At 42.2% G+C, this 12,624-nt stretch carries 11 protein-coding genes; 8 read left to right on the top strand and 3 right to left on the bottom strand.

The window, feature by feature from the left end; genetic code table 11:
• Positions 1 to 167 precede the first annotated feature (167 nt).
• The 3 genes from AXE77_RS03155 to AXE77_RS03140 all read left to right on the top strand — a co-directional run bounded on the left by AXE77_RS03155 (position 168) and on the right by AXE77_RS03140 (position 6,732).
• Positions 168 to 3,086 carry a hypothetical protein gene (locus tag AXE77_RS03155; protein WP_240612641.1) on the top strand — a complete coding sequence of 973 codons (2,919 nt, stop codon included), beginning with the start codon at positions 168 to 170 and terminating at the stop codon, positions 3,084 to 3,086.
• Positions 3,087 to 3,600: 514 nt separating this feature from the next.
• A complete protein-coding gene (locus AXE77_RS03145) occupies positions 3,601 to 5,496 on the top strand; it encodes a SpaH/EbpB family LPXTG-anchored major pilin (protein ID WP_116712114.1) in 1,896 nt (631 codons plus the stop codon).
• 210 nt (positions 5,497 to 5,706) lie between these two features.
• Positions 5,707 to 6,732, top strand: a complete 1,026-nt coding sequence (locus tag AXE77_RS03140) for a class C sortase (RefSeq protein ID WP_116712113.1) — start codon at positions 5,707 to 5,709, stop codon at positions 6,730 to 6,732.
• A gap of 6 nt (positions 6,733 to 6,738) precedes the next feature.
• Here the strand turns inward: AXE77_RS03140 and AXE77_RS03135 are convergent, their stop codons facing one another.
• From AXE77_RS03135 to AXE77_RS06630, 3 genes are all read right to left on the bottom strand, one after another.
• Positions 6,739 to 7,002 (bottom strand): Txe/YoeB family addiction module toxin, encoded by a 264-nt coding sequence (locus AXE77_RS03135; RefSeq protein ID WP_116712112.1) that lies wholly within the window; start codon positions 7,000 to 7,002, stop codon positions 6,739 to 6,741.
• Positions 7,003 to 7,019: 17 nt separating this feature from the next.
• Positions 7,020 to 7,295 (bottom strand): type II toxin-antitoxin system RelB/DinJ family antitoxin, encoded by a 276-nt coding sequence (locus tag AXE77_RS03130; protein WP_116712111.1) that lies wholly within the window; start codon positions 7,293 to 7,295, stop codon positions 7,020 to 7,022.
• A 206-nt stretch (positions 7,296 to 7,501) separates the two neighbouring features.
• Positions 7,502 to 7,642 carry a hypothetical protein gene (locus AXE77_RS06630; RefSeq protein ID WP_165846048.1) on the bottom strand — a complete coding sequence of 47 codons (141 nt, stop codon included), beginning with the start codon at positions 7,640 to 7,642 and terminating at the stop codon, positions 7,502 to 7,504.
• Positions 7,643 to 7,725: 83 nt separating this feature from the next.
• On the opposite strand from AXE77_RS06630, the gene AXE77_RS03125 reads away from it, so the two are divergent.
• From AXE77_RS03125 to rplA, 5 genes are all read left to right on the top strand, one after another.
• Positions 7,726 to 9,093 carry an ATP-binding protein gene (locus AXE77_RS03125; protein ID WP_116712110.1) on the top strand — a complete coding sequence of 456 codons (1,368 nt, stop codon included), beginning with the start codon at positions 7,726 to 7,728 and terminating at the stop codon, positions 9,091 to 9,093.
• A 263-nt stretch (positions 9,094 to 9,356) separates the two neighbouring features.
• A complete protein-coding gene (locus AXE77_RS03120) occupies positions 9,357 to 9,545 on the top strand; it encodes a hypothetical protein (protein WP_165846047.1) in 189 nt (62 codons plus the stop codon).
• Positions 9,546 to 9,848: 303 nt separating this feature from the next.
• Complete coding sequence (locus AXE77_RS03115) at positions 9,849 to 10,871, top strand: ORF6N domain-containing protein (protein ID WP_116712108.1); 1,023 nt, start codon at positions 9,849 to 9,851, stop codon at positions 10,869 to 10,871.
• Between the two features lie 323 nt (positions 10,872 to 11,194).
• Entirely contained in the window at positions 11,195 to 11,626 is a 432-nt protein-coding gene (rplK, locus tag AXE77_RS03110; RefSeq protein ID WP_004118588.1) for a 50S ribosomal protein L11, read from the top strand.
• 14 nt (positions 11,627 to 11,640) lie between these two features.
• Entirely contained in the window at positions 11,641 to 12,336 is a 696-nt protein-coding gene (rplA, locus tag AXE77_RS03105; protein ID WP_004106273.1) for a 50S ribosomal protein L1, read from the top strand.
• Positions 12,337 to 12,624: the final 288 nt, after the last annotated feature.

Below are 12,624 nucleotides of genomic sequence, written 5' to 3'. Positions count from 1 at the left end.
GGGGGGGGGGTATACTCTCAGCTGTACATTACATGGAGGGTTTTGATTGTACTGTTTGACAGTTTTCATGGCTGTGCTGCAGTAAAGACAATTACCTTTTGCCTTTATTTATTGTGCAAGGTCAGGGAGCGTATATAGGGCAGTTAAAAGAACATTAAGGAATATTTATGAATATTCAAAATGTTTTATTAAAAGTTTGGCGGGCGATTAGAGATTTTGTTGCTCGTCACATTGACTCTGGCGTTGCAAGAGAGTCTAAAAAGACTTCTTGCGCCGCTTTGCGCTCAAACGCGTCTCGAAAAGCGTGTGGTTCGTGCACGAGTCGAGCATTACTTTCGTTATTTGTAGCATCTGCAACGTTGCTTGCTACTTTTGTGATTGCTCCTGCTTATGCGTTGAGTGCTGGTGAGAATACTACTTTTACTGAGAAGACTGAGGGTGCGAAGGCTGATTCTACTAAAAACGATGGTGAATCGAATAAGCAGTCTGAGCAGAGTGAATCTAATAATACTGAGCCTAGTAAGAAAGATACTGGCTCTTCAAGCACTTTAAAGAAGAATGATAATAAGGAATCGAAGCCTGTTGAAAAGCAGAACTCTGATAGTAACAAGGTTGATGATAAGGCTAAGCTGACTGAGGCTGCTGTAAATAAAAAAGCAAAAGACGCTAAAAAGAAAGGCGTTGATTCTACGGAAGCTGCTAACGGCACTGACAGAAGTGCGGAAAAAGCGACTGATCTTTCGGAAGAGTGTAAGAATGCTGGCATAAGTGAACTCGCAAAATGCTATGTAGCAAAGTATGAGTTTAAATATAAGAACAAATATGTATCGTATGCCAATATAACCAAACCAGATGAGTCTTATACTGGAGAACCAAAGTTTTATCGTGTTACTAAACTTAGTAATAATGGTGATCCGTCAAAATTAATAAATGTTTCGTACGATGAAGTTAAAGGCTTTGTAAAAAGTTTCTCTTTAGAGGGAATTGTAGTTGATGAAAAGTTACTTGATTTGAAAAAAGAGGAAACTAAAAAGTTTGTTGAAGTAAATTCTACTTCTGGCGCGGTTACAATACGTCCTAATAATTGGTTGAAGAAGGGTTACTATGACGTATATGTAAAAGTAGACTATAAGGACAACTCTGCCTTAACTCATCTGGAATCCTGCACTGAGCAGAGTAAATGTAAAGTTAAAGCTAAAGGTTATGAGGAATACTTACAATTTCGTGTCAAGATTAGATACAATGATACTAAAAATAATAATGTTTTATTGTTAAAGGTTTACAATCACCAGAAAGCTGAGGGTCGTACCGAAGTTGATGATGTTCCTTTTACTTTGAATAAAGATGGAAAATTTAACCCAAGTACAATTTTTATTGACAGCCAGTCTTCTGGAAAGTTTAACCGTATTTACCATCGCATGATTTGCCATAAAGACAGTGATAGTGATTACTATCTTAATTCAATTAATAATGACTTAACTCTTAGCGATAGTGATGTGTCTGGTTCAGCTAAGTCGTCCACGCAAAAGCAGTGGGAGCATCGTTTAGGGAATCGCACAAGTGGCAGTGTGCTTAACGATTTTACTAGCGGTGAGCTGTACGAAAACGACGGTGACAGCATTGGCGAGCGTTCCCAAAGCTGGATTGCTGGAACTCCAAATGTTGGCAGTGAAGGTAAATATACTTGCAGAGTGTTTGCTATTAATGATGCTAATTTTTCTGCAGGTAAAAAAGTTGTATCTGAAAGCTATGTAGATTTATTTGATTCGAACGCTAAAGATAAAAGTAAACTAAAGTCTGCCTTCGATAATCCGATGGATGCTTTTGGTAACAATAAAGAATCGCTTTCTAAGAAGAAAGGCATTGACTGGGATTATAAGACTATAACAATCCAGTTTGGAGATAAGCCGAAGCCGCCAAAAATTGGTGATAATGATCTTACGCTGAACGTGTATCCGTTTAAAAACGACACAAGTCCGTTGCCAGCGGCGTTGACTAGCGACAATAACAAGATTTCTGCGATGCTCGGTATGGAGCTTAAGCCGTTTATTGATGCTACTTCTGCGGCGGATAGCAAGAATAAGATTACGTTGCGCGTGCTGTGCTCGAAGGGTGAGAAGAAGAAGGATAATGCTGGTGGTGGCGGCGCTTCGACCGGAGGTACTGGCTCTGCTGAAAGTGGTTCTGCTGGAAGTGGCTCAAGTGGCGGTAATACTGACGCTGGTTCGACTAGCAGTGTGCAATCTGGCTCGCAACCTGCGCAAACTTCTGAATCGTCGCAACCTGCGGAGAACCTTGAATACAAGACTTGGAGTAGTAAACCTGATGGGCTTGTGTTGAGTGTGCCTGCGGATGATAATCAAAATACGTGCCACTCTAATAAAGAAGGCGAGAAGACTTGTGTGTCGGTTGATCCTAAGACGAATGTGGCTGCGCGAACTGACAAGGAAGTGAGCATAAAGCCGACTGATGTTGGCAATTACCAGTGCGTTGTGTTTGCGCTGAAGCCTAAAGCGCGCGATATGTTTGATGGTGCAATAAACAAATTAGCTCAATCTGGCAGCTTAACGCCTGATTCAATAAAATCTGCGCTAACTACTGATCCAGCGGCTTTTAAAGAAAACAAGGATTTTGCTACTTTTACGCTCAATCTTCATTCGGTGAGTAATTTTACTTTGCCGCAAACGGGTGGGCAGAGTTGGAATTTGCAGCTCGGTATTCTTGCCGCTCTGTTGGTGAATCTGTTGGCTGCTGGCTTCGTGGTAAGTCAAAGTGAGCGCGGTCGCGCGTGGGTGAGTGCAACATTTAATAGAACAGTGTTTAGTGGGTTTGATGCTCAAGATTATGCTACGAGTTCTGTTTCAAACCGTGCGTTAAAGCGCACGCCTGCTAGTACTCGTGTTAACGCTCATTCTTGTATTCTTAACAGTGTTCGCTCTCGCGAAGCTAACAGTATTCGCTCTCGTGTTCGTGATTGTGTTTTTGCTTGTAATCGTTTTTATAAAGATTTTTGCGCGGTCACGTGTTCTGGTGTCCGGTCTGTGAAAGATTTTATTCGTTGGGTTACTGAAAGGTGGCGATGCTAATGATCAAGATTTTGCAGGCATCGTCTCGTCGACTTTGACCGAGGATTCGTGGAGTCGCTCGTAGCAAAGGAGAGCGTTGCTTGCGTGAATCCGTTGGTTGCGTGTAGCTTTCGAACTGTTGTGTGAAAACACTGTTTTCGAGCCGCCGCGCAATATTCCACAAACTTTTAATACAACTAAATTAAGTGGTTTCTGGCTTACAGGATTGTTTAAACGACATGCTGAGCTTGCTTAACAGTGTCTTTTAGCTGTCTTGTTGGCTGATTGTTGAACCGTTTGATTTTACTGAGCTGTTGCGCGCGCAAACCGGGTTTTCTTGGAATGTGATGGACTGTGACTGCTCCAAAAACTGGGGTTTGACTCAATGTTGTGAGATCACTCAACTCGAGTTTCGTTTTAAACGTCTTGTTTGAGTGTGATTCATGAAACGTGGGTTTTACGTCAGTAACTTTTTTAAACATTTACAAACGTATTTCTTCGAAGTATTGGAAACAATACTAGTAAAGGAGTAATTATGAGTAAGTTAACTCGAAAGTTAACGAATAAGTGTGTGGCGGCGGTGGCGTCGCTTGCGATGGCTGGCACGCTGTGCGTCGCCGGCGCTGTAACTGTGTCCGGAGTTGCGTGGGCTGGTGGGCCTCCAATTCACCAAAATCCTTCTGGTCAGCAGGATACTAATACTAATCTAGCTCCGTGGGATACTAAAGCTCCTCAAACTGGTAGTATTACTATTTTCAAGTGCGATGATGCTACCAGTGGCACTGGTGGAACTAATGTTCAGACTGCTGATAATGGGTATAATAAGCCTACCGCTTGCCCTGCTGGTCACAGTCCGCTTGTAGCAACATTTAAGGTAACTAAGGTTGCGAAAGTTAACAATGAGACTCTTAACTACAAGACTGAGAGTGATTGGGCTAAGTTAGCTGATGTTGTTAATGATTTAAACCATAACGATGAGACAAATATCACTCTTGAAGCTAATGGAACAACTCAAACCACTGATGGAACTACTGGTAAAACAAAGTTTGATAATCTTTCTTTTGGTTTGTATAAGGTTGAGGAGACTCAGGCTCCAGCTGGTTATGGTGCAAGTGATATGAGCGTGTTTTATATTACTTTGCCTTTGATCTATCAGGTAAAAGATACTACTGATAAGACGGGTAAAACGTATAAGACTGCGTATGATTATGATCCTGCTGTTGCGCCAAAGAATAAGAATCTTACGAGCACTCTTAAGAAGGTTTTAAGTACTGATAAGGGTGATAACTTTGTTGACGTTAAGGACGACATTGTTTACGAGATTAGTACTGGTGTGAATCATCCTTCTGGTACTTTGACTAAAGACAGTATTAAGGATTTTGCAGTGTTCGATGACGCTCCAACAGAAGCGTTTAACTTTACTGGCAATGATTTCGTTAAGTCTGTAACTGTTGGTGAGGGAAAGAATGCTGTAGACCTTACTAATACTAAGACAGCTACATACTATAATGTTTCAACGCAAGCCAATACTGGCGATGAGGCTATTCCTAATACGGATACTACTGCTGATAAGCGTGGTCTTGCTGGTAAGCATACTCGTATTTTGGTTAAGTTCAGCGATGCTGGTCTTGAAAAGATTGCAGAAGCGTTGAACAAGGCTGCAAGTGGTAGTGAGCCTCAGGTTCATGTTAAGTTCAAGTTCAAGCTAAGCCAAACCTATCAAGAAGGTACTGTTCCAGATGCTGGTAAGAAAGAAGCTAACGGTCATAACAAGATTGTGAATAAGTCTGGTTTCTTCAAGGCTCATATTGGTACCACTAATCCTGATCCAAATCCTATCATTTCTGGTGATAAGGATAAGGGTACTAGTACTAACACGTTTGGTTACCTTCAGGTTCATAAGCATGATAAGGATAGTTCTGATTCTACGACTGGTCTTAGTGGTGCTGAGTTTAAGTTGTTTAACTCTAAAGATAAGGCAGATGCTTGTAATGCGTCTTTGTTGAAGAAAGCAACAGAAAAAGCACCTGCAGCTGCAGACCCTGCAGGTGATGCAAGTGCTACTGCTGATCCTTGCAAGGATGGAGCATCCGCGAATTTCAACGGTACAACTACTGATGGCGGTAAGTTCCAGAATGCTTTTAAGGCTCTTGCTGGTCAAACAATCTACCTTGTTGAGATGAAAGCTCCAGAGGGTTACATGCGTCATCCTGGTGCTGTGGCTGTAAGCCTTAAAGAAGGCGAAACTACAACTGTTGATTTCCCTAACACTAAGATTCAGGATTCGGGAATTAACACTCCATGGTTCTTCCTTCCAAAGACTGGTGCTTACGGAATACTGATTTTCGCTGTCGTGGGCATGGCTCTTATTGCGGCTAGCGTGATTCTGTATGTGCGCAATCGTAAGGAAGAAGAACAGCAGAACGCTTGATCCGCATGTAGCGAGCCGACGTTGATTAGATGACGTTCGGCTTAGCGTTCAAAAGATTTAGGCACTTTGTACCAGAAGACACGCTGTAGCGTTGAAACAAAATGCATTGAGCATTTTGTTCCATGCTAGCGTGTCCTGATACAAAGTGCTCTAATCTTTTCGCTCTACATAAAATAAACTTACGTATATAAACACAGAAACGGAGGAAGCATGAAATTAAACGAAGCTGTTACAAAAGTATATGCTTTCTTCAATCCGTCCAAAGCAAAACCCGCAACCGAATCAACCGAATCAACCGAATCAACCCAAGACTCAGCAACCGAATCAACCGCAACCCAAACCAAAGCAAAACCCACGAAAAAACCCAAGTCTAAGCTTCGCCGCACTATCGAGCCAATCGCACTCGCGCTTTCAGCAATATTGTGCTTCACGTACCCGGTTGCGTCAACATTGTGGAATAATAATTTGTCGAAGGAGATTTCCTCAGCATACGATCGTATGAGCAAGAAGTTGCCGAAAGACGCGCGAATAGTGAACCTTGAAAAAGCTCGCGAATATAATGCGCAACGTAGCGCGATTTTTACCGCAGACCCGTATAACGGTAGTGATGATTATAAAAATACTCCCGAATACAAGAAGTATGAGAGTGTGCTCGATGAGCCAATGGGAATAATGGGTATCGTGAAAATCCCGAAGATTGGCGTTAAGCTGCCGATTTATCACGGTAGTTCGACGGAGGTTTTAGCACAGGGTGCAGGACACTTGTATGGCACGGATTTGCCGGTTGGGGGTAAAACTCGTCACTCGGTGGTGACAGCGCATACTGGTTTGCCGCACGCTACAATGTTCGACGACTTAATTTATCTTAAAAAAGGCGACTACTTCTATTTTGATATACAAGGCGAAACCTTACGTTATAGAGTGTTTCGTATTAACGTTGTGGAGCCTAATGATATTAGCATGCTTCAACGCGAGAAGGGGCGCGATTTGGCGACGCTGCTTACTTGTACGCCGTATGGTGTGAATACGCAAAGGCTGCTTGTTACGGGCTATCGCGTGCTGCCGAATCCGGTTTCCGCGCCGGGGGACAAGTTGCAGTGGCCGCTTTGGATGACGATGTTCGTGCTAGCGCTTATTGGGTGCGCTGTGATTCTTGCCACGATGGTTTTGGCCGCGCTTGAACGGCGCCGTCGCCGCGAGGCCGCGCTTTACCGCGCTAAGCATGTGAGTGCTTAGAATTGCCTACTTATCGTCGTAGTGGCCTTTGCAGGCGTAGATTATAATCGAGTCATCTGTAAATGAGTAAACGATTCTATCCTTATCATTTACTCGTCTACTCCAGCAACCAGAATAGTTTCCTTTAAGTGGTTCAGGCTTACCTTTTCCGTCTATTGGATTCCGCATAATCTCTTTAATAATATTGTTAAGCTTTTTACGAGTCTTATTATCGCTTTCCCAATAGAGATAGTCACTCCAGGCATCTGGAGTCCAAGCAATTTTTCTCATTGTTTGAACCCTACGTCTTAATCCATTATTAGATTGTGCTCTTCGAGCTTGATTGTACCATTTCTCACGCCGTCAATTTGCGATTTCAAATATGCTTGATTTGACGGTTCGTAAAACGGATCTAGCGAAAAATTTAACGGTATCCTCTTTTCGCGGCCAATCGTTTTAATAAACACGTTCAGCGCGGCGCTCATAGAGATTCCGAGCTCCTTGCAAACTCGTTCTGCGTTGAGTTTGTCTTCTTTCTTTGCTCGAAAGTTTACGTTTACCAGATCTGTTGTTGCTGTAGTCATTTTGACTCCTATGTCTATGGTGAATTTTGTACTTTTTCTTATATCTCTCATATAAGTATATAATAATTCTATACAATGTAACGTAAATATCATTAATTATGCTTGCAAACTTCCGCTGTCTGTCTTCCAACTTTCGTAAGTTTGTACCCAACTTGGAAGTAGACTTCCAAGTTTCGTTGGTTGAACAAAGATAGTTGCACTAAGTCTCAAATCTCGTTAATACCCTTGATTTCGTGAAAAATCAGCATATATTTACCTTTGATTTCGTGAAGATTTAGAGAAATAATACCTTGATTTTCGTGAAAATCTGGCATATTTTTACCTTTGATTTCGTGAAAATCTGGCATAAATTGACATTGATTTTCGTGAAATATATACTATAAAACAATAGTATTTTCAACGGTTTTGTGTTAATTAAAAGTGGTGTTGTATGTTAAAGCGAAAATTCTATCAAAAAATGCTCGATTGGAAGAATGCTGATCGCGGTTCAACAGCGCTTTTAGTAACAGGTGCTCGAAGAGTTGGGAAAAGTACTCTAGTTGAAGAGTTTGCGAGGAACGAGTACAAGTCTTATATTCTTATTGATTTTTCGCAAGCATCAAAAGATGCGCTTCAGCTATTTGAAGATTATCGTTCAGATTTAAGCACTTTCTTTACGTACATATCTGCATTATATGGTGTGAAACTTTATAACCGTGAATCGGTAATGGTTTTTGACGAAGTGCAATTTTTCCCGCAGGCTAGAGAATTTGTAAAACAATTAGTTGCAGATGGTAGATACGACTATATAGAGACTGGTTCGTTATTGTCTATTAAACATAATGTTGAAACAATAGTGATTCCGTCTGAAGAACAAGAAGAACGCATGTATCCTCTTGATTTTGAAGAATTTCTGTGGGCTTGTGGAGAAGAAAATCTATCGAAAGTTATTAAAAATTCATTTAATGAGTTAAATCCTTTGCCGGATGCTTTACATAAAAAAGCAATGCGACTTTTTAGAGAATATATGCTAGTTGGTGGCATGCCGCAGTCTGTAAATGAATATGTTGATTCGAGAGATTTTGCTCGAGTAGATAGGGTTAAGCGTCGTATTCTTTCACTCTATAGGCAGGATGCTGCAAAGTTTGCAAAAGGGTATGAAATGAAAGTGATGGCTGTGTTTGATGGAATACCGGCACAGCTTTCTAAGCATGAAAAAAGGTATAGGATTACTTCCTTGGGTAAAAATGCTCGTATGCGTGATTACAAGGATGCGTTTTTTTGGCTTTCGGATGCGAGTATTACAAATAATTGCTACAAATCTACAGATCCAAATGTGGGTCTGAACCTTAATGCGGATGATGCGTTAGTAAAATGTTATATGGCTGATACCGGGTTGTTGACTTCTATGATACTTTCAGATAGTAGTACTGCGTCTAATGATCTGTATAAAGAAATTTTATTTGGAAAAATCTCAATTAATGAAGGAATGCTAGTTGAAAACGTTGTTGCGCAACAGCTGATATCATCCGGGCATCGCCTATTTTTCTATTCAAATAGAGATAAAGAAAATTCGGAAAATACTATGGAAATAGATTTTTTGATTTCTAAAGCTTTTCAGGATTCTGCTGGCAAAATGCGCATATCTCCTATTGAAGTTAAATCTGGGAATGTGTTTAAAACAGTTTCTCTTGATAAATTTAAGAATAAGTTTTCGAAAAGAATTGGAACGAGTTATGTGTTTGCTCCTAAACAACTTAGCGTTAGGAAAGATTTAAATTGCGTAATATTACCACTTTATATGTGTGGATTGGTGTAGCGCGACGACCTGCCTTTTCGCTTAGAGCGTAGCGCGAAAAGGCAATTCGGAGCGCCGAGCTTGCTCAAGGTTGAAAGCACGGTGTGCTTTCAACGCAAGCGAGGTCTGCCTTCGTCTCGATTGACGAAGGCAGGGCAGGTTTGTGTGGTTGTGTTTTAGAAACTGGGTTGTGGTTGGTGTGCGCTGACGACCTGCCTGAGCGCAGCACAGCGCGCGCGAAGGCAATTTGGAGCGCTGAGCTTGCTCAAGGTTGAAAGCACGGTGTGCTTTCAACGCAAGCGAGGTCTGCCTTCGTCTCGATTGACGAAGGCAGGGCAGAGTCGCGTGGTAGCCCATTGGGAATTTGGTTGTGGCTGGTGTGCGCTGACGACCTGCCTGAGCGCTGCGATTTAGCGAGCGAAGGTATGCGTGAAGGTATGTGCAGTTTGGAAGTAGACTTCCAACTTTCGTAAGTTTGTACCCAACTTGGAAATAGACTTCCAAGTTGCATAGTTTTATTGAGAGTTTTGTTTTGGGAATTAACTCTTTATTTTGCTTGAGTTTTGGGGAGTAATCCGAGTTTGTTGCTTTTTATTTGTGAAATCTTATAGAATTATGTTTATGCGCTGACACGTGCTAGTTTTCTGCTAGTTTTTAGAAGTTTTGTGGCTTGTGATTGATTTTGTAGTGTGCTTGCGATTTATGGGGTTGTGTCAGAAGTTTACGGTTTTATTGCAAAACGATAGGTTTTACTTACATTTTGAGGAAGGGATTTTATGGTAGAACGGAATAAAAATTTAGTTATTGTGGACGCTAAAAGCGAGTCTGTTAAAACGCTTATAGACGCTAAAACGATAAAAGAAAAAATTTATAATATTCGCAATCAAAAAGTCATGCTTGATGTGGATTTAGCTGAAATATATGGGTATGAAACTAAAAACTTCAATAGACAGATTAAAAATAATATTGAGAAGTTTGAGGGTGAAGATTTTATGTTTCGACTTAATGAAGATGAATTTGAAAACTTGAGGTGCAAAAATTTCACCTCAAGTTGGGGTGGCTCTAGATATTTGCCTTATGCTTTTACGGAACAGGGTATTTATATGCTTATGACGGTGTTAAGAGGCGAACTAGCTGTTAAGCAAAGCAGGGCGTTAGTTAGAACCTTTAAGCAAATGAAGGATTATATTGTTGAGAATAAGGATTTTATTGGCGCGAAGGAATTAGCTAAGCTGGCGATTCAAACGAATCAGAATACTAAAGATATAGCGGAAATAAAATCTCGAATGGCAACTAAGGAAGATTTTAATAGGGTAATGGATAATTTTATTGATCCAGATACGTATAAACATTTTCTTCTTATGGACGGCAATAAAATAGAAGCGGATCTTGCGTATTGCAAAATATATAAGTCAGCTAAGAAAAGCATTTACGTTGTAGATAATTATATTGGTCTTAAAACGTTGGAACTATTGCGGTTTGCTGGTGAAGGGGTTGAAATCGTAGTTTTTAGTGATAACGCTAGGAACAAGAATATGCTTACGGCAAACATATTACATGATTTTGTAAGCGATTATCCTAGTGTTGATTTGAAGTTTAAGACTGCTGGCAGAAAGTATCATGATAGGTATGTGGTTATAGATTATGGGACGGATGATGAGGCTGTTTACCTTTGTGGCGCTTCGTCGAAAGATGCTGGTGGCAAAATATCAACTATTACGCGGATAGAGTTTTTGAATTTACGCTTGTATCATGCGATGTTTGATGAGTTGTTAAAGAATCCTGAGTTAGAGTTTTAACATTTTATAATGTTCTAGTGTTTTGCGCTCGACTTGGAAGTAGGCTTCCAACTTTTGTTGCTGCGCAAAGATAGCTGCGCAAATGTAGTTGCAGCTTTCGTAAGTCTGCGTGTCGCGAAGATGTGGCATAATAGGAAGGCTTGTGACTGGAGGAGGAATCCGCTAGCACAGCACAGCAATACAAGATGCGGGAGGAAGTTGCAAAACGGCTTTATAGCAACGTTTCGTAAGTGCTTTACTTCTGTAAGAAGCGACTATAAGCGACTATATTAGCGTTCGCAGCAACCGTTTGAACCGCTTGTACAAGAAAGAAGAACCATATTATGGCTCCGAAAAAGAAAGTCTCCGCGCTTATTAAGCTCGAGATTCAGGCTGGTAAGGCAAATCCAGCCCCACCACTGGGCCCAGCATTAGGCTCCCACGGCGTGAATATCATGGACTTCTGCAAGGCCTATAACGACCAGACGAAGGACAAGATGGGTCAGATCGTCCCAGTTGAGATCACCGTTTACGAAGATCGTTCCTTCACCTTCATTTTGAAGACCCCACCAGCCGCTGCTTTGCTGCTTAAGGCTGCCGGTATTCAGAAGGGCACCGAGAATCCATTGACTCACAAGGTTGGTTCTGTGACCAAGGCTCAGGTGCGCGAAATCGCCGAAATTAAGATGCCTGACCTCTCCGCACGTGACGTCGAGGCCGGTATGAAGATCATCGCGGGTACTGCTCGCTCGATGGGTATTACCGTTACCGACTGAAAGGGAGTGTAGAAATGGCTAAGCGTTCTAAGAAGTATCGTGAAGCGGCTGAGAAGATCGACCGCAATAACCTGTACACCCCAGCTGAAGCTATCGCTTTGTTGCAGAGCATGCCAAAGCACGCTTTCGACGAGTCCGTTGAGGCTGTTATGCGCCTTAACGTGGATCCTCGCAAGGCTGACCAGTTGGTTCGTGGCGTTGTTAACTTGCCAAACGGCACCGGTAAAACCGCTAAGGTTTTGGTGTTCGCTCGTGGCCCAAAGGCTACTGAGGCTCAGGAAGCTGGCGCCGACATCGTTGGTGATGACGAGCTTATCGAAAAGGTTGCCGGTGGCTTCCTTGACTTCGATGCCGTTGTTGCAACCCCAGACATGATGGGTAAGGTTGGCCGCTTGGGTCGTGTTCTCGGTCCTCGTAGCTTGATGCCAAACCCTAAGACTGGCACCGTGACCATGGATGTGGCCAAGGCTGTTGCCGACATTAAGGGCGGTAAGATTGAGTTCCGCGTGGATCGCCAGGGCAACCTGTCCTTCCTCTTCGGCAAGCTCTCCTTCGATGCTAAGGCTCTTGAAGAGAACTTCAAGGCTGTTGCAGACGAAATCCGTCGCTTGAAGCCAAGCACCATCAAGGGTCGCTACATCACGAAGGTAACTGTTACCTCCACGATGGCTCCTGGCGTTCCGGTTGATATTGCCAGCATCGCTGCCTGATTTATTGCTCGCGTAGTTTGTGCGAAAGCACGGGCTTTGTGAAGTAATAAGTCAAGTATTAAGGCTTACGCGCTGAGAATGTGCTCCTTTGTGAGCGCTTCTCAGCGTTTTTTTAATGCTGGGAGTTTACCGGCAAATGTTCTACAAAACCACCAAAACAACAACAAATGCCGGAAATTCTCCCGCAAATGTTCCACACTAATCTGCCCTGCCTTCGTCAATCGAGACGAAGGCAGACCTCGCTTGCATTGAAAGCACACCGTGCTTTCAACTTGAGCAAGCTCACGC

The sequence above is a fragment of the Gardnerella massiliensis genome (assembly GCF_003408845.1).
GTDB classification, from domain to species: Bacteria; Actinomycetota; Actinomycetes; order Actinomycetales; family Bifidobacteriaceae; genus Bifidobacterium; species Bifidobacterium vaginale_H.
The sequence above is the reverse complement of the archived record's forward strand: the minus strand, read 5'-3'. Positions and strand labels throughout refer to the sequence as shown.

Excerpts from the sequence above, each read along its gene's own strand:
- AXE77_RS03155 (WP_240612641.1), top strand. The coding sequence starts at position 168 with ATGAATATTCAAAATGTTTTATTAAAAGTTTGGCGGGCGATTAGAGAT.
- AXE77_RS03145 (WP_116712114.1), top strand. The coding sequence starts at position 3,601 with ATGAGTAAGTTAACTCGAAAGTTAACGAATAAGTGTGTGGCGGCGGTG.
- AXE77_RS03140 (WP_116712113.1), top strand. The coding sequence starts at position 5,707 with ATGAAATTAAACGAAGCTGTTACAAAAGTATATGCTTTCTTCAATCCG.
- AXE77_RS03135 (WP_116712112.1), bottom strand. The coding sequence starts at position 7,002 with ATGAGAAAAATTGCTTGGACTCCAGATGCCTGGAGTGACTATCTCTAT.
- AXE77_RS03130 (WP_116712111.1), bottom strand. The coding sequence starts at position 7,295 with ATGACTACAGCAACAACAGATCTGGTAAACGTAAACTTTCGAGCAAAG.
- AXE77_RS06630 (WP_165846048.1), bottom strand. The coding sequence starts at position 7,642 with ATGCCAGATTTTCACGAAATCAAAGGTAAAAATATGCCAGATTTTCAC.
- AXE77_RS03125 (WP_116712110.1), top strand. The coding sequence starts at position 7,726 with ATGTTAAAGCGAAAATTCTATCAAAAAATGCTCGATTGGAAGAATGCT.
- AXE77_RS03115 (WP_116712108.1), top strand. The coding sequence starts at position 9,849 with ATGGTAGAACGGAATAAAAATTTAGTTATTGTGGACGCTAAAAGCGAG.
- rplK (WP_004118588.1), top strand. The coding sequence starts at position 11,195 with ATGGCTCCGAAAAAGAAAGTCTCCGCGCTTATTAAGCTCGAGATTCAG.
- rplA (WP_004106273.1), top strand. The coding sequence starts at position 11,641 with ATGGCTAAGCGTTCTAAGAAGTATCGTGAAGCGGCTGAGAAGATCGAC.